19 protein-coding genes are annotated in these 17,346 nt (G+C 37.6%); 8 read left to right on the plus strand and 11 right to left on the minus strand.

All coding sequences use genetic code 11. From position 1 onward, the window contains the following. Window positions 1-57: 57 nt before the first annotated feature. The 3 genes from FAY30_RS23195 (at window position 58) to FAY30_RS23205 (ending at window position 2,501) form a co-directional block, all read left to right on the plus strand. Entirely contained in the window at window positions 58-156 is a 99-nt protein-coding gene (locus tag FAY30_RS23195) for a YjcZ family sporulation protein (protein ID WP_149872066.1), read from the plus strand. A 393-nt stretch (window positions 157-549) separates the two neighbouring features. Further along, a complete protein-coding gene (locus FAY30_RS23200) occupies window positions 550-828 on the plus strand; it encodes a hypothetical protein (protein ID WP_149872067.1) in 279 nt (92 codons plus the stop codon). Between the two features lie 317 nt (window positions 829-1,145). Beyond that, the gene (locus FAY30_RS23205; RefSeq protein WP_149872068.1) at window positions 1,146-2,501 is read left to right on the plus strand and encodes a S8 family peptidase; all 1,356 of its coding nucleotides are present in this window, start codon (window positions 1,146-1,148) and stop codon (window positions 2,499-2,501) included. 120 nt (window positions 2,502-2,621) lie between these two features. Here FAY30_RS23205 and FAY30_RS23210 read toward each other — a convergent pair whose 3' ends face one another. From FAY30_RS23210 to FAY30_RS23220, 3 genes are all read right to left on the minus strand, one after another. Beyond that, on the minus strand, window positions 2,622-2,927 hold the full coding sequence (locus tag FAY30_RS23210) for a hypothetical protein (RefSeq protein WP_149872069.1): 306 nt from the start codon (window positions 2,925-2,927) through the stop codon (window positions 2,622-2,624). 115 nt (window positions 2,928-3,042) lie between these two features. After that, entirely contained in the window at window positions 3,043-3,678 is a 636-nt protein-coding gene (locus tag FAY30_RS23215) for a lysozyme inhibitor LprI family protein (RefSeq protein WP_149872070.1), read from the minus strand. Window positions 3,679-3,957: 279 nt separating this feature from the next. Beyond that, window positions 3,958-4,323, minus strand: coding sequence for a winged helix-turn-helix transcriptional regulator (locus FAY30_RS23220; protein WP_149872071.1), 366 nt, complete (start codon window positions 4,321-4,323; stop codon window positions 3,958-3,960). 183 nt (window positions 4,324-4,506) lie between these two features. On the opposite strand from FAY30_RS23220, the gene hxlA reads away from it, so the two are divergent. The 3 genes from hxlA (at window position 4,507) to FAY30_RS27340 (ending at window position 6,187) form a co-directional block, all read left to right on the plus strand. Further along, window positions 4,507-5,139, plus strand: a complete 633-nt coding sequence (gene hxlA / locus FAY30_RS23225; RefSeq protein ID WP_149872072.1) for a 3-hexulose-6-phosphate synthase — start codon at window positions 4,507-4,509, stop codon at window positions 5,137-5,139. A 6-nt stretch (window positions 5,140-5,145) separates the two neighbouring features. After that, a complete protein-coding gene (hxlB, locus tag FAY30_RS23230; protein WP_149872073.1) occupies window positions 5,146-5,703 on the plus strand; it encodes a 6-phospho-3-hexuloisomerase in 558 nt (185 codons plus the stop codon). A 331-nt stretch (window positions 5,704-6,034) separates the two neighbouring features. Then, window positions 6,035-6,187 carry a hypothetical protein gene (locus FAY30_RS27340; protein ID WP_190284740.1) on the plus strand — a complete coding sequence of 51 codons (153 nt, stop codon included), beginning with the start codon at window positions 6,035-6,037 and terminating at the stop codon, window positions 6,185-6,187. Window positions 6,188-6,212: 25 nt separating this feature from the next. On the opposite strand, the gene FAY30_RS23235 is transcribed toward FAY30_RS27340, so the two are convergent. Next, window positions 6,213-6,653: a cell wall hydrolase gene (locus tag FAY30_RS23235; RefSeq protein ID WP_149872074.1), complete on the minus strand. Its 441-nt coding sequence runs from the start codon at window positions 6,651-6,653 to the stop codon at window positions 6,213-6,215. 627 nt (window positions 6,654-7,280) lie between these two features. Between FAY30_RS23235 and FAY30_RS23240 the strand changes: the two genes are divergently transcribed. Next, complete coding sequence (locus FAY30_RS23240; RefSeq protein ID WP_149872075.1) at window positions 7,281-7,499, plus strand: spore germination protein; 219 nt, start codon at window positions 7,281-7,283, stop codon at window positions 7,497-7,499. Between the two features lie 80 nt (window positions 7,500-7,579). Here the strand turns inward: FAY30_RS23240 and FAY30_RS23245 are convergent, their stop codons facing one another. The 3 genes from FAY30_RS23245 to shc form a co-directional block, all read right to left on the minus strand. Continuing rightward, complete coding sequence (locus FAY30_RS23245; RefSeq protein ID WP_149872076.1) at window positions 7,580-8,482, minus strand: TIGR01777 family oxidoreductase; 903 nt, start codon at window positions 8,480-8,482, stop codon at window positions 7,580-7,582. A gap of 45 nt (window positions 8,483-8,527) precedes the next feature. Beyond that, window positions 8,528-9,061 carry an HXXEE domain-containing protein gene (locus tag FAY30_RS23250; protein WP_149872077.1) on the minus strand — a complete coding sequence of 178 codons (534 nt, stop codon included), beginning with the start codon at window positions 9,059-9,061 and terminating at the stop codon, window positions 8,528-8,530. A gap of 135 nt (window positions 9,062-9,196) precedes the next feature. After that, window positions 9,197-11,101 (minus strand): squalene--hopene cyclase, encoded by a 1,905-nt coding sequence (shc, locus tag FAY30_RS23255; RefSeq protein ID WP_149872078.1) that lies wholly within the window; start codon window positions 11,099-11,101, stop codon window positions 9,197-9,199. Between the two features lie 304 nt (window positions 11,102-11,405). On the opposite strand from shc, the gene FAY30_RS23260 reads away from it, so the two are divergent. Beyond that, window positions 11,406-12,545 carry a DUF2515 family protein gene (locus FAY30_RS23260; RefSeq protein ID WP_149872079.1) on the plus strand — a complete coding sequence of 380 codons (1,140 nt, stop codon included), beginning with the start codon at window positions 11,406-11,408 and terminating at the stop codon, window positions 12,543-12,545. A gap of 582 nt (window positions 12,546-13,127) precedes the next feature. Here the strand turns inward: FAY30_RS23260 and FAY30_RS23265 are convergent. The 4 genes from FAY30_RS23265 to FAY30_RS23280 all read right to left on the minus strand — a co-directional run bounded on the left by FAY30_RS23265 (window position 13,128) and on the right by FAY30_RS23280 (window position 17,207). Further along, window positions 13,128-13,568: a hypothetical protein gene (locus tag FAY30_RS23265; protein ID WP_149872080.1), complete on the minus strand. Its 441-nt coding sequence runs from the start codon at window positions 13,566-13,568 to the stop codon at window positions 13,128-13,130. Between the two features lie 690 nt (window positions 13,569-14,258). Then, window positions 14,259-14,843, minus strand: a complete 585-nt coding sequence (locus tag FAY30_RS23270; protein WP_149872081.1) for a GNAT family N-acetyltransferase — start codon at window positions 14,841-14,843, stop codon at window positions 14,259-14,261. A gap of 171 nt (window positions 14,844-15,014) precedes the next feature. Next, entirely contained in the window at window positions 15,015-16,256 is a 1,242-nt protein-coding gene (locus FAY30_RS23275) for an MFS transporter (protein WP_190284741.1), read from the minus strand. Window positions 16,257-16,280: 24 nt separating this feature from the next. Then, complete coding sequence (locus FAY30_RS23280; protein WP_149872083.1) at window positions 16,281-17,207, minus strand: ArsR/SmtB family transcription factor; 927 nt, start codon at window positions 17,205-17,207, stop codon at window positions 16,281-16,283. Window positions 17,208-17,346: the final 139 nt, after the last annotated feature.

The raw sequence follows: 17,346 nt of genomic DNA on the forward strand, positions 1-17,346 counted from the left end.
ACTCAAGTTCGAATTATCATAGGATGTACTAACCTTGGATAAAGGAGGTGATACTTTATGTCAGAAGGATATGGACATGGCTCATCGTTTGCTTTAATCGTTGTTCTTTTCATCCTGTTGATTATTGTTGGTACACAATTTATGAGAGGTTACTAAGCTTGTAATAGAATAAGCCGCCAATTCTAAAACTAGTAAAAAACCTCCTTAAACTGAACGGTATTGAAGCGTGGCCACGCTTCTTTTTTTGTTGAGCCGCAAAAGTTATTAATTTTCAAACTAAATTATTCATTTTTTTCAGGGACTTTTTATAATCCCATTGAGAATAATTACATTAATATAAAAAAAAGGGGAGGTTTAAATGACAAACAGCAATGGCATCCGAAGCATGTTAGGTATAGATGTTTCTTAGGAAAAGCGTTGATTTTATCCTTATTAATGATGTTTGCCCCTTACATAACTTGTCCAGAATTTATATACATATTAGTAATAGCTTGAATAAATAGTTGTTTACTATTTGTTAAGACTGAGCAAGATCGGAGGATAAAAAGCTTGCCTTCAATTATAAAAATAGGAGCTATTTTTGTAAACTCCCCCCAACCCAGTGCAGCAATCAATGTTGGTGAAACGGTTATTAATGGAATGGACGCCAACAGGCAGTATAATCTAAGCATTGGTGGAAGTTATGGTATTAATAATGTCATTACAAATAACACAAATACTATCAATGGAAGAATCGATGGGCAGATCTTTGACCAAGACTTCAAACCATCCATTGGCGGCGGCGGAATGGTTAAAAGGAGAAGATCCCCTTTATTCCGTAATAAATAGGATTTTGCCCCTCTATAGCCGAGGGGTTTTTATTATATAAATTTCGCTGAATCCAACGTTGAAATTTTCTTAGAAAATTTAGATAGGGAAATAGAATGCTAATTTCGACAAAATCTGCATAAATGCCATCTTTCCTTCCTTGTGAATGAATGATATTTTACTAATTTCTTCTTATATAGAGGAATATAATGTTATTTTCTTCATCCGAAAGTAATGCTCAGGGATTTTTGTATGTTTATCAATGTCGAATAATGAAGATGGTTCAACTAATGATTTGCAATATAATGAAAATTAAAAAAGATAAAGGAGGTCAATTCATGACAATCAAGAAAGGTTTTTTGGCAGGTGCACTTAGCTTAACATTATGCGCATCAACTGTATTTGCAAGTGGTGCAGGAGTAGGACATGCCCAATCAGTTGAAAAGAAATACATAGTAGTTTTTAAAGATGAGGCCAAACTTCCAACTGGTTACGAGGATTTACTAAAAAAAGCTGGTGGACAAGTTCAACAAAGGTTGGAAAAACTCGGGGCTGTTGAGGTATCCTCAAGCAATCCCAATTTCCTAAAAGAAGTTAAAAATTCTTCCATTGTATCTGATGCAAACGTAGAAAACAAAGTTTATGCTGAGGCACCAGCTGTAGAAGCAACGTTCTCCTATGAGGAAGCTACATCCGTTAAACCAGATTTATACGAACAGAATCAATGGGATATTAAACAAGTAACCAATAATGGAGAATCATGGACCCGTCCTGGGGGCACAGGTAAGTCAGTTTCAGGGGAAGATATTGTTGTAGCTGTTATTGATACAGGTATTGATTATACCCATCCAGATTTAAAAGCGAATTATGCCTACGGGAAATCATTTGTTCCTGGCTATTCTGATCCAAAGGACGAAAATGGTCATGGAACACATGTAGCAGGTTCAATCGCAGCAAAAGGAAGAACGTTGGGAGTAGGTCCTGACCTTAAAGTTGCGTCATATCGTGTCTTTGGCCCTACAGGAGAGGCTTCCACTGCAAATATCGCTGAAGCATTAATGACTGCTGCTGACGATAATGTCGATGTGGTAAATATGTCATTAGGCGGCTACGATTGGTTCCAGGACCCAGAATATGCAACGAAAGACATTGTAGCAGATGTACAAATGTTTAACCGTGCGATTAATTATGCCATCAAAAAAGGGGTTACTGTTGTAGGTTCTGCCGGGAATAATGGCGTTGATATTAGCAGCCCTGGTAAACTTTCTGGTGATGATAAAGGTGCTACACATCGAAGCCCGAGCAATCAGAACTTGATTAGAGTTTCTGCAGGCGGTCAATTGAAGAATCTAGCTTACTACTCAAACTATGGAGTAGGTAAAATTGATGTAATGGCTCCAGGTGGAGATTTAGGTCCTAACTATAATCCTGAAACAAAAGAGGGAAGAGATAATTCATATTTATGCTTTGCTACAGTTCCTGGCGGTTGGGGTTATAAAGCGGGAACTTCCATGGCTGCTCCAAAAGTTGCAGCACTTGCCGGAGTCATTATTGCCCAACATGGGAAGGATCAATTGAACCCCGCCCAAGTAAAACACATTATTCTGAAATCTGCAGAAGATGTATTCAAACCTGGATACGATGAAAAGTCCGGTAACGGATTAATTAATGCCGTTAATGCATTGAAATACTAATGATAAATTAAGCTATCCCATATCATTTAAATGATATTAAAAAGGGCTTACCAACTGACATCAGTTTTGGCAAGTCCTTTTCTGATTTATATAGTCTTATTGAGTGCATAAAATACAAATTCACCGAGTTTTGTAATAGTTAGGGATCTTTATCATTCTATTCTTAAAATCAATCTTCGGAGTTAATTCAGATGCAGTTTTTTTTAGTTCGATTACCCCTACATCGGTAATGCTAAAACGAGCTATATATTCATCATTATTATTAATAATGACAAATTCATCTTTGTTTATAAATAAAGAAAAATCGAATTGCATGATGAGTTTCCAATTGTGAACTAAATTGTATTTTTCTAAAGGGATGATTTGTTCTTCCACCATTTTTTCTTCATTTGGCTTTTGTTTTTGTTTATTATCATTCCCCGCCAATGACTTCTTCTCCTCTCTTATCTACTCATTTAGATAAACTATGATTGGTCTTGTCTCCGAGTGTGGATGTTTGTCCCAAAATACTTAAAAATTCGCGAAGCCCCTATGTTGGAACCTATTCCATATAATCTCCAACCAACTGAAAGCATCTATCTTCTGTAAGATTTGCCAATACAGCCACATATTCTAAATGTTCCTGTGTACCGCCTTTATATTTTTGGGATGCCTCTAATGCAGTATTATCTCTATATTTGATCCAATTTCGTTGTTCAATTTTCAATTGGTCCATCTCTTCTGTAGAAAGCTGCTCCTTTAGAACTCCATACACTTCATTCAACAATCCATCCCAAATATCAAATCGATCTCCTTCCACTTTTTTCGCAGCGAATGTTGATGAATCTGTTGGTTTCATTTCATCCATTTCTTTTTTCGTATCATTTAATTTCTTAAGGTACTCATCCTTCAGACTCACTGCAGCATTATGATTCGACGAGTCTTCATCTTTTGCCGGTACATTGTTTGATGGATCCACTTTTTCGTTTGTGTCATTATTGTAGGCGTCGGTATTGGAGGAGTTTTCTATCGAATCATCATTTGAAGAATCGTCCTTTGTTTTTTGAGATAAATTGTTATTTTGTGACTGCTTTTCCAACTTAGCACTTGACTCTACAGATGGTTTTCCACAAGCAGCCAACAAAATGACAAATACCACAGAAATCATTCCTATTAAAATTTTTATATTATTTTTCATACTATATGCCTCCTTTTTATAATGAAAATCCCGTATGTGGTTTTGCAGAATTTCCCCACAATTCCTTCCTTAACTGGCAATATTATCATTATAACAAATCACACCAATTTGCTGTTCTTGCCACTCTTTAAAATCTACTCCGTTTAAAATAAAAGGCCAACGAGCCGATCATAGCATCGAGATCATATAGAGCAAAAATAATAAAAAAGCCTTGAGCAGCATCGTGTAAAAATCACTGTTCAAGACTTTTTTATTAGAAAGCATGAAAAGGAATTTTTTCTACTTAACAGCAGATGGAGGCTCAGGTTCCTTTTCCAATACATGCTCAATATAATTTTTGCCCCATTCATACATAGCCTCTAAAATCGGCATAAGTTTTCTTCCATACTCAGTCAAGGAATATTCCACTTTCGGTGGAACGACAGGGTAAACTTCTCGATGCACGATTAAATGATCTTCCAGTTCTCGTAATTGACTAACAAGCATTCTTTGCGTAATACCTGGCATAAGGGACTTTAATTCACCAAATCGTTTCGTTCCTTCCTTGCCTAGATGCCATAAAATTAACATTTTCCACTTACCGCCAATAACGGCAAGCGTTAATTCCTTTTCACAATTAAAAGTTTTCTCTCCTAAATTTGGCATTTACTTCACCTCTCCCTTATTTTACCCCTTAGTATACTTTTTAGCACTATATGCGATTAAAGTGCGTACTTTTAGTTTTATAACATACCTAGTATACTAAGCAATGTGCTAGAGAGTAAATAGCTTTTCAAAAGGCCCGTGCCTTTAACACAATATAAAACATTCTATAAGGAGCGAATATATATGAAATTACAATTAGCATTAGATCTTGTCGATATTCCAGGAGCCATTGAAGTAGTGAAAGAGGTAGAAGAGTACATTGATGTAGTAGAAATTGGTACACCCGTGGTAATCAATGAAGGTCTTAAAGCAGTAAAAGAAGTAAAAGCTGCATTTCCTAACTTAACTGTATTAGCTGACTTGAAAATTATGGATGCCGCTGGATATGAAGTAAGCCAAGCATCTGCTGCAGGTGCTGACATTATTACGATTCTTGGAACAGCGGAAGATGAGTCGATTAAAGGCGCAGTGGAAGAAGCGAAAAAACAAGGAAAAGAAATCCTTGTGGATATGATTGCAGTGAAAGACATTGCAGCCCGTGCGAAAGAATTGGACGAACTTGGTGCCGATTATATCTGCGTACACACAGGTTACGATCTGCAAGCCGTAGGAAAAAACTCCTTTGAAGATCTGCACACGATTAAGAGCGTTGTAAAAAATGCCAAAACGGCGATTGCCGGTGGAATCAAATTAGAAACACTTCCGGAAGTAATCAAAGAACACCCTGACCTCATTATTGTAGGCGGCGGTATCACAAGTAAAGAAGATAAACTAGCTACTGCACGTGAAATGCAGGAATTAATTAAACAAGGGTAATGTCCGATGGAGACTACACAGTATTTAGCCAAAGTCGTTGAAGAATTAAGTCAAACGGTACACTTAATCTCTGACTCAGAAGCAGAGAAATTAGTCAATCAGATTTTAGCATCCAAGAAAATCTTTGTGGCAGGTGCTGGCAGATCTGGATTTATGGGTAAATCTTTTGTGATGCGAATGATGCACATGGGGATTGATGCCTATGTAGTTGGTGAAACCGTAACAGCTAACTTAGAAGAGGGCGATCTATTAATCGTTGGTTCAGGTTCAGGAGAAACCAAAACGTTAGTTGCCATTGCTGAAAAAGCGAAAAGCTTAGGAGGTACAGTCGCAGCGATAACCATTTCACCTGAATCAACCATTGGAAAATTAGCCGATATGATTGTTAAATTACCGGGAGTAACGAAAGACCAGTCCGAAGGTGATTACAAGACTATTCAACCAATGGGATCTCTATTTGAGCAAACGATGTTGTTATTTTATGATGCCATAATCCTACGCTTCATGGAAAAAAAAGGCTTAGATTCTACTAAAATGTATGGTAAACATGCGAATCTTGAATAGAGTAAGAAAAGCACAAGCGCCCTGGTCAGCGGCGTATGGCCTCCTCGAAAAAGCTAACGCTTTTTCTTCGTGCGATGCCTATGCTGTCGAAGCTTTCCTTGTGGAGCGCTCCAACTGAGATAAAGGAAACACGATGAACGGAGCGAATCGATGTTGACTTATCGTAGGGCGGAGAGCTAAGGACACTAGCCGCTAGGGCGCTGGAGCTGGACATTTCTCAAAGCCGAAACTTATAAATTCTTATATTATAAAATATCCTGAAAAGGCCACTAACTGGTTCAGTTATTGGGGAGAAAACATTAAATACCGCCTATTGGGGGACACAATTCATATGAATGAGTGTCCCTTTTTTGCATTACAGCACGTTCTGTTAGCAGCAAGTTTCCAAGGGGCGATTGTCTATACAGTGGCATTCTTAGTATGGGGAATTGGCAGTGGAATCATCTATCATAAAAATTTTATTTTGTATAAATATTCTAAATGAAAAAAAGCTTACTCAAATAGTAAGCTTAACCGCTATAAACACTATCACATGTTCCAGCTTTTGGTTCATAAAAACAATGTTCTTTAAATTGACCAGAATGAGGTTGACCGTACCATGTTGGAGGACATGGAGCATGTGGATTAAAATACCATAGTGCAAATTTCGCTGGGTGATCTCTCCAATAATTCAAATTTTGTTTTGCTAATCTTTTTTCAGATGTTCTTGCTCTTTGATAAAAAACATTTCCTTTTTGAACTGCTTCAAAAGAATAATTTCCTCCTTGTACTTGAAATATAACATCATGAATAGTCTTTACATCTTTGAAGTCTAAACAGGTTGCTACACACCGATTCACTATTACATTTCCAACATATAGCATTCCTTGTTTTCCTTCACCTTCGGCTTCTGCTCTCATCATCCTTGCCATTTCGTCTACTTCATAACTTCGATAATTTACTCTTGGCATATTATCACCCCAAAATATAGTTATGAAAAAAAGCCTACATTCATGTCATTGTTTATGAAGCACCTTCTCATTTGCTGCACATTTTCACCGTACTACGCAACAAATCCACTTTACGATTGTTCAAAAAATGGAACTTTTAAGCCGTATAAACGTTTTATTCATCTTCTCCTGCAGCTATTTTGCAACTTCCGGATCTGCAAGGCTCTGTTATGATTTGTTGTTGATTTTCGTGTTGTATGAGAATTCATAGACGGAGAATTTCCGGCTAATGTATATTGAGGAAGCTTAAGAAGCAGATATAAACGGAGTTATTCCGGTTATCTGCTCAAAAGAAGGCAAAATTCAATGATTTCGATCATATAACCGGAAAAGCTTCCTTTAATTTCAAGGAAATCTAGGTATTTCCCAATTTAAACGGAATTTTGCCGTTTATTTTTCAAACACAGTGAAATTTGGATTCTAGCCTTTTTTACTCCCGTTTTTTGGGTTTTTATTAAAAACAAATGTATATTGGAGGGCTCCTAACTCGGAAGGGAAACTTATACAATTTTCTTATCTGCTCGATAGGCACCTTTTTAGTTTTCTTGCTTATAATTAAGCAAGAGCTAATGGATAGGGGTGTGTTAATTGCCAGCGATTACTGGGCAGGTTCAAATTCTTAATATAGGTGGTGGCATTACACAAGTTGGAGATAGTCTGTTTATATCATCAAAAGAAGCTGATAAGACGTTTGCAGGCTGTGGGGGATTTAACACAGGCGGATTGGTTATTGCCAATAATGGAATAAGTTCTACCAACACTCTTGACCCTAATATAATAGATCAACCGATTGCGGGAAATAATTAGGGTAGGTAGTCCCAGATAAACAATATACAAAAAGTGAGTGTCAAATTGGCTGTGAATTTGGCACTCTTATCTTATTCCTTTTATTTCGTAAGTAAATCTTTTAAGGCTGGGCGGAGTGTTGGGTGCATGAAGGTAAACCCATTTTCGCTTAACACTTTCGGAACAACATGTTGACCCTCAAGAACAAGTTTACTTTTTCGTCCTAGTAGCAATCTCATAATGAAGGAAGGAACAGGTAACCAATGTGGGCGATGTAAAACAGAACCAATCGTTTTACCAAAAGACTTCATACGAACTGGAGTGGGAGCTGTGACATTAACCGGTCCACGTAAATTGGGATAAGTAATGACAAATTCTATAGCTCGGACAACATCTGTCATATGAACCCAAGATACCCATTGTTCGCCTGTACCCACTGTACCTCCAGCAAACAATCTATATGGCAGCACCATAAGGGGAAATGCTCCACCTTCCTTATCAAGTACAACACCGAATCTCATAAGCGCTGTTCGGGTTCCAACTGTTTCTGCTTGTTTAGCTTTGTTTTCCCAGTCATATACAGTCTGACCTAGAAAATCATTTGATGTTTCTAACGAATCTTCCGTATATGTAGCATGTATTGACGCGGGGTAAATGCCAATCGCACTGGCATTGATCAATACAGCTGGCTTACTAGGTAATAGAGATATGATTCGTACTAATTCTTCTGTTGCTGCCATCCGGCTAGTATAAATTTGTTTCTTATGGTTGGTATTCCATCTTCCATTATTGATTGAAACCCCTGCTAAATTAATAAATACATCCGAATCTCTCAATTCATTTTCAGGAGAAGTTCCTTCTTCAAGCCATTGTACATAATGAACATTGCCTGAATTCTTTTTTGCTTTCCTTGTTAAGATAATAATTTTATGGCCCGCCCTTATAAGGTGATCAGTCAATTTCTGTCCTATAAATCCTGAACCGCCAGCAATAACAATCTTCATTCCATCCCTCCCATGCAAAATGATTTCATTTTTTTCAAAATCCGGTTATCGAATAAAATAACGGCCTAAAAGATTGCCAACTAGAAAAACCAGGATCATAATCAGACTAACCGGGAGACTGGTGAATAGCAAGTGCCAGTCCATCTGTCCATATTCGGCTAAAAAATAATAGGTAAGAAGGCAGTAAGGGATAAGGAGGAACAGTGACGTGATAATGCCAGGCGTGTAGCCCCTGAACATGATGGTTTGAACTATATGCATGAATGCCTGCAAAACAAATAAATTAAGAATGGCTGTAAATAATAGAAAACCCCCTCCGTTAGCGGCCATGACTGCAGTGAATGTGATAATCAGTAAAATCCATGCAGCCGAAACAGCAAGCTGGGCAGCGGTCGAACCTAGTTTCTCCCTCATTCTTAATGTTCGTTCGACGAAGTTCGTTTTCGGATATTTGATTCTGTTTGCAGCCATGGAAGATTCAATGGTTATGATCTCTTCTAAGTCATGGAAAATAAAAATGATGGGAAACAACCAAATGAATGTTTTAAGATCCAAAAATGGATGGAGCGCCCCTAACATCTTTCCTGCCCCCTTTTAGATGGTAGAATTTCGTTTTTATCCAAGACGGCCCGTCTGTTAGTTTGTTCATTTTATGGGACAGAACAGTAAAGTATGCCAAAGGTCACCCAAGAGATTTTTTGAATACACAAGCCTTTAATTAACATCCTTGTGTGATACATCCGTTAGGAGCTGCCCGCCAGCTAATTTTTGATAATGGGCCAGGGAAAGCAATGGAAAAACATATTCATAACAATGATAATTGAGATAGAAAGATCCTGCCATCCCCCTTCCTTTTGGGTAGGTCGTCGTCCAATCTTTTTCTTTATGATCCACTAAAAAAGCGGCACCGTTTTCAATTTCAGGTGTCACTCCAGTTGTGGCCGCGATCAGTGTGTCAAGCGCCCAAGCGGTATGAGTGCGGGTACTTTCGCCCAGTGGCACATAGCAATTTTTAGTATCACTTTTACAGGATTCTCCCCACCCCCCGTCGGGATTCTGAATTTCCCGCAGCCAAGTTAGCGCCTTTTGAATAGCTGGATGATTCGGGGAAACCCCCACTGCAACCATTCCCGTTACAGCCGCCCAAGTGCCATAAATATACACGCCCCATCGCCCCACCCAGGAACCATCGGAATTTTGCTGACGCAACAGCCAGCGAATTCCACGTTTCACCATGGGATGGTGCTGATCCAAATGGGTATAGTTTCCGAAGAACTCTAAAGTCCTTCCCGTTAAATCAACCGTCGACGGATCAATCAATAAATCCTTTCCACCCTCTATCGGTAACAAATTCAACACTTTCTTGTTCACATTCTTTTCGAATGCCGCCCAACCGCCGTCATTGTTTTGCATGGAAATGAGCCAGTTTATTCCACGATCCCATGCCTGCCGGCAATCCACTTGCTCTTTGGCCAACGTACGGATCGCCCTTAGTGCAGCTGTTGTGTCGTCAATATCTGGGTGGATTGTGTTCAAGTCCGCAAACCCCCAGCCTCCCGGTAACAGGTTCGGTTCATGAATGACCCAATCCCCATATGTGAGATGCTGACGGGAGAGAATGTACTGATTGGCCTTTTGTATCGTGGCGGATGAATAGGGAACTCCAGATTCTTGCAGGGCATAATTAATTAAAGTCGTATTCCAGACCGAAGCCGTCGTATACTGGCAGTGAAGTTCTCCGTCAATCTGGCAGGTCATCGCTTTTAAACCTTTTACAGCACGAGTAATCACCGGATGTGTATTCGTATAACCCCTAGCCAGTAAGGCATAAATCATGAGAGAAGTCGTGCTGAAATAATTTAAATAGGTGCCGTCCGGTTCAATTCGGTCCAGCATATATTTTTCGGCGCGATATAAAGTCAACTCGCGAAGGTTTCCATGGAATTTCAGGCCCTGAATCCCCTTTTTAATCAATTTGACCAACGAACGGGCCTCTTCTGTTTGATCTTCTGTAAAAAAACGAACTTCTTTTTTTTGAAACAAATCGGAGAGATCGGGTGATCGCTCTGTTCTCCTGCGAAAATTCGTATTGGCGAGAATCAAAAAAGGGATAATGTTCGCTCTTCCGTACACGGAGAAGTCAAAAAGATTGATGGGAAAGGAGTCTGGTAAAAGCATCACTTCAATATTAATGGGGAAATGCGGCCACGGACATTGTCCTGTTATGGCCAACATGATTTTCAAAAACATATGAACTTCCGCCGCTCCTCCGTTTGCCATAATAAACCTTCTAGCTGCCTGAATTTCCTGGTCCTTTCGATTCCGGTAGCCAGAATAAAGAAGGGCATAATAAGCTTCAACAGTGGCTGTCAGATTCCCTTTTTCCTCATCATGAAATAGCTTCCATGATCCATCTTCCTGTTGTTTTCCTGCAATCCGTTTCACCAATTCTTTTATGAACTCCTCGTCACTTATCTCCAAGGTCCGTAATAAGATAATCATACTGCAGTCTGTTGCAATCCCGGTCTCGAAAGGATAATGCCAGGCCCCGTCCTCTGATTGGTCTCGGGCGAACTGATTGGCAATTCTGTTCATTTCCTTATATACCCGATGCCTCATAAGTACCCATCCTCTCCCCAAAATTCTTCTTTGTATTCATATTCCGTGAGCAATATGAATATGCATTCCATTGACGGGGAGGCCGAGACAGTAAGAAAAGCGCAAGCGCCCTGGTCAGCGGCGTATGGCCTGGAGCACTCCAACTGAGATAAAGGAAACACGAAGAGCCGGAGGCGATTCGATGTTGACTTATCGTAGGGCGGAGTGCGAAGGACACTAGCCGTTAGGGCGCTGGAGCTGGACAATTCTCAAAGTTGAAATATTATACATTCTTTTCTTTCAAAATAAACTTTGATAAAGGGTGATGCCGTTTTTGCTGGACTCTTTCTCAGATGTCAAAAAAGAATTGAAAAAAAAGATGAAAAAGAAATCTTCCGGCCAGCTGCCCTGGTTATCAGAAAAAGATAAACAATGCATTCACCTTATAAGAGAACAGACGAGACAACTTAACCAAAACAATGTAGCACGGACGCAAGCTTATTTTCAGTTTTACCTTAAGCACCCTGAAATACATTGGGCCCTTCTCGGACATATGGTATCGCGAAACGTCGGTTGGAACATGACGGATTTAAAAGGGGAATTACTGACAAAACTTCTGCCTGAAAGAGATCAGATAGCTTTTTTTTCCTTTTTGGAACGCGGCAGCTGGTTGATTTTTCAAGATGTATATCCTCAATTTTTGGTTTATGACCTGAGTGTGAGGTCCAGCCAAGAGATGTTCCACCTTTTACCTCATCTTTCCACTTCCACCTTCATGGAGACGTTGTGGCGTTATTTTTGGCACAGTGGAGATAGCTATGCGCTGGCGATTGCGACGGTGATCAATGAACAAAGCTATTTGGAAAAAAGATTGATTCAAAATAATCATTTCAAAAATACCGTAACCGGTACGGTCAGCCTCAAAATGTATGATTTTTTGCGACTCAATAATATTCTTTTTCCCTACTATGAAGGGGAAAAGAGGGAGAAACCTTCACTTGCCGGCGCCACCTCACGGCATTTCACTTCGCTCCACGAAAGAATTTTATTCGGAAAACAATTGTATTCCCTGCTTTTTCAGCGGGAAGAGATTCTGGCGGGGGTCTTGAAATGGGCGCATAAACGCCCTCACACGGGCTCACGGAAAGATTATTGGCCTGATTTGTTTAATGATGTAAACGAATCTTTTCCCCGTTCCCTTTATAAACGACGGGTGAAAAATTGCATGTTGAGAAAGGGCGCCGAGCGGCTGTACAGCCCGCCTTTAAAATACGCCTGGCCGAATACGCCTCATGAAGACGCGGAGAGCGTAGATTGGTTTGAGGATTGGCATGTTCTCGATTATATTGATAAAGAAGTCAGTATGAATGGCGAGATTTTAAATAATTATTGCAAAACCCTTGAAACAATTGAACTTGCGATTATGGCGAAGGAAGCCCTTCTGTTACGAGAAGAAGAATCATAAGCCTGAAGGATAAAAAAAATTTCTTAGTTTATCCCTTTGTAAATGGCTCTTTTAAAGGTCTTTTACAAAGGGATATTCTTTTTGTTTTATCTTATCGAACATTTATAATGCGCAATCACTTTAAGAATGTTAGATTTTCTTTCTATGTTGTAATAAAAAAAACAGCATTTCTCGTTGAAGGAATGCACCCGTTTGGGTTGCAAAATATTAATCATCAAATACAAATGTTGGGCATGGACCCTTACCAAGTTGGTGAGGCAATTCCAATCAATCCATATAGTCGACAATTTCTAAAAGATTCTCGCCTATTCGTAGGATTTGGATGCGGAGGTTGTTTCGGCTTTAGTTGTTTTGGACTTGGTATCGGTTTTATATAATAAGAATGTATCCCTGCTTGTCTTCGCATGGGCATTCCTATATTCTCTATGAAAGTTAATGTTTTTTTCAACTAATCTCCCTTTACTTCAATAAAAAAGCGTCTCCACCTTATTGTAGAAACGCACCCGTTAGTTAAATAAAGACTAGAGAGCAATCATCCATTTCGTCCTTCTTATGAACAAGCCTTCCTAAAATAAAATCTCCTCAACAAAGATTTTTATTCAGGATTTTTCTCCTTAACAAAATATAGATAGGAATCACTAGAATAATGAAAAATACCAACTTCCAAAGTAGCTCAGTCCTTGAGTCTTTAAGATACACATACCCCTGATTCCATCTCGAAAATTCTACATCCTTTACTTCTATAGAAAATTTATTCGTTTCCTTTGGCTTTATCCCTCCTTCGGGAAATTGGAAATAAACTTTTCTTACCTTATTTCCCCGTTTATCTAAAAGGTTAACGAAAAAACTGCCGTCAATACTTCTACTACTGGTGTTGGTGATGTCCACCATAATTTTTAAGTAATCTCCATCCTTTAAAGAATTGAATTCACCAAATTGCAGATTTGAAGACAGCTTAGAACATCTAGAAACAATAGAAAAAAATAATATAAGAAATAAAACTAGTACCAATATTTTCTTCATTCTCGTTCTCCCCCTTAAACACCCATAATTTTATATACAAATTTCTGCTAAAAAAGTTTCGACTTTTGATTCAAAAAACATTCCATTTCCACCTATTACCTTTTCGTTAATTCAATAAATTCCACAAAAAGAAGCGTTAATCCTTCTTGGATCAACGCCCCCGTTACTTTAATAACGAAAATAAATTCTACTTATTTTATCCGTCTTTTTGACCAAATATTATAAATCACCCCAGCTATCCCTGGAGGAATTATTATTAGATATTTTAAATGCTGAGGTAAGTAAAAAAAAAGAATGATTGAAATAATTGCTGCTGAGTCATATAAAACTAAATACTTTTTTGTCAATAAAAAGCACCGCCTTTTTTAATACAACCTAATTTCCCCATTATTTGCCGATTTTGTATAGAAGCTTTATCAAAAGTAACTTATTCAGCTTTTCTGACTGTTAGTTCAATAAGAAGAGAGCATCCCTTAATATTAAAGGAATGCCCTGGATAGTTAAGTATAATATTTCAAAATTCATAATAACTTTATTTCCAACTCGCCTCTAAGAAATCACATTTTTGAACCATTAATTTTAATCCAAAGTCTTTGGAATCATTAATGTATAATTCAGCAAAAGAATGTTCTTCACTTTTTTATATTGTTCAATATGATAGGCTTTCACTTAAATTCCACGTCCAATAAGCTAATTAATTACCCTATTATTCTTCCTTGTTTCAGAATTTAAATATTCCTCTTTTAATATAGAGTAATGTGCAGTATCTGTTAGGACACCTTTTACCATTTGGTCTCTACGAAGAGTGCCTTCATATGTCATACCTAAGCGGTTCAATACTTTTCCTGAAACACCATTCCTTACATCATGTCCCGCAAACACTCGGTCTAAACCTAGTTTATGAAAGGCTAATTCGAGTATTAATTTCCCTGCTTCCGTCATGTAGCCCTTACCCCAAAAATGTCTATTCAATGTAAAGCCTAGTTCTCCACTATTATTCCATTCATGTATTCTAAACTCAATTGTCCCAATCATTTTGTTGCTCTCTTTTAACACGATTGCATACATACCCATTGGTTCTTTCATATAATAGTTTGCTATCATTTTCTTCGTTTGGTTTACATCTGTATGTTGGTCATAAATGTAACGTGTAGTTTCTTCATCTGATGTATACTCATACATATCATCAACATCATCAAGTGAAACCGGACGTAATATGATACGCTCTCCTTCCATATGACTATGCTTAAACATTAAAAAGTTTGTATTACCCATGTCAACACTCCGGTTAAATTACATTACTAGATTCCTACCGTGATTGAAATTTGTTCCTTTCCACGGTAAACCCTCACTATCTAAGTGAGGGTTTCTTTGTTTTTTTACAAATGCTTCACCTTAGTCCAGTGTGGATAGTTTTATAAAATATAGCTCTTGATTATCTCGTCCCTATTGTGTAACGGTTTGTTTTTGCGAAATAGAAGATAATGTATTTTTATCAAGTTGGTGAAAAACAGGTAAGAAAAAAGCGATTATTGCAACAAGAATAATCAATACTCCCATGACACTAAATAAGAACGCTATTCCGAAATAATCTGCAAAATTTCCAGCAAATAGAGCGCCTATTGGGATGCCGATTTGTGATAGTAATATACGAACAGCAAATACTCTACCTCGTAAATGTCTTGGAACATATTTTTGGTACAACGTTGTATTATTAATTGAAAATATAATCGAACAAAAACCTACACAGAAGATACAAATCGATAGAATAGAAAAGGACTGGAATATTCCTAACAAACCAATAAAGACTCCTGCAATCATATACGAACTAAGCATGATAATACGGCGGTTGTCCGGTTCCTTCTTTAATCCTGTAATGAGAGAGGCTAATAACATCCCAAATGATAAAAATGAAGTAAATAAACCATACTGAAAAGAGGTACCCCCAATATCTTTAGTAATAAATGGCAAAAACATTGAACTTAGAGCTACAAAGCCCATATTGAATATCATTATTAACAATCCTAATCCTAAAAACACTTTGTTCATTCTATAAAAATGGATACCCTCTGCAAATTGTTTGTACCAATTTACTTTAACTGGCATAGCTTCTGCTTTCAAACTTGGTAACTGTAATAGTAATAAACCGGTTCCACCCATTATTCCAACTAATATATACAAAACGACTTGTGCACCAAAAAATTGTAATATTACTCCAGCAAGTGGAGGTCCCACCAGAATCATGGTTTGCATAGTACCCTCTAGTATGGCATTTGCATTATTCAAACGGTTTTTTGGCAAAATCTCGGCTATATAAATCATACTTGATGGTCTAAATAATGGTTCAGCTATTCCAATAAGAATCGCTGTAATATATAAATGCCATATATGTAGTGTTTCAAATGCAAACAACACTGTTGGAATAAGAAATGCAAATGCCCGTAACCATTCTGACAATACCATTACTTTCTTCCGGTCCCATCTGTCTAAATAGGGAGCTGTATATAATTGAATGAATATGCCAGTAAACAGCTCAACGGCTAAAATACTGCCTAACACAACTAATGATTCTGTTATTTCGTAAGCCATCCAACTCATGATAAACGTAGCAAATTGACCGCCCAAACCAGAAGCTGCTTGCCCCAGCCATATAAAGACAAATGAACGATTTCTAAATAAATATGCCATATTTTTATTCCCCATCCATCATTTTCAATCCAACTTTAATTTTTCTAAACCTAAGTAGCTGGTTAAACCACTGTTAAATTTGTTTAGTGCTCCACTTCTCAAACTGTACCTTTCTCTGCCTTGAGAATAGACGTGTACACGGACTAATCCTGCTGATCGAAGAGTAACCATATGATAATGAACTGTACTTTTGGCTAACCCTATAAATTGAACAATTTCTGTAAATTTTTTTTCTCCATTAGTTAAATATCGTAGAATTCTTAAGCGATTTTCATCCATAAGAGCTCTTGCGATATTTAAAATTGATAATGAAGGAAAGTCTGGATTCACTTGTTCAATCTGTGTTGAATAATAAATAATGGTCAGACCATTAAAGTCATAAGTCAGATTGTATGGACTAATATGATATTGCGGGATCAAAATAATCCGTTTAACCTTAAATTCTAATCTTAAACCATTTGTTATTTCTTCAATAAGATCAATAGGCTTGTAATCCTTCAACAACTCTTTATTTTTCTGTGCATTTTTAGTAAGAGAATTAATGATGGATGGATCTAAGTGTTGATAGTATTCCTCATACCATAAAGATAATAATTGAACTATATTTGAACGCCATTCATTAATATTACGCAAATCATTTGTCTCTTCAGAAGTCCAAGTAGAAACTTGCTCAAATATCTCCCCAATTGATACATCCCCAATCCACTCTAATAAATCATGCACACTATCTTTTTTAGGACATGCTAATAAAAGCAAGTTAAGAATGCTCTCCTTTAATTCTGTATTTGCTATAAGTTCCAATGTGGTTTCACTCAGTTTACCTTTTACAGTTCTCACCCAGCTATTTCCTAATTGAATACCTTTATGTAGTGACTTCGTTTTGAAGGCTAATAGGCTAGTAATTAACTCGTTGCTTTCAGAAAATTCGATTTCTAACTTAATACCATTCATTTTGTTCGCCTCCTATCGAACTGTTATTTTGTTCTATTATATTCGAACAAATCACAAGAATCAACTGTAACAGATAACTTAATACACATAAAAACGCAAAAAGCCCCAAAATACAAAGATGAATACATCTATGTATTTT

The sequence above is a fragment of the Bacillus sp. S3 genome (genome assembly GCF_005154805.1).
In the GTDB taxonomy this organism is placed as follows: domain Bacteria; phylum Bacillota; class Bacilli; order Bacillales; family Cytobacillaceae; genus Neobacillus.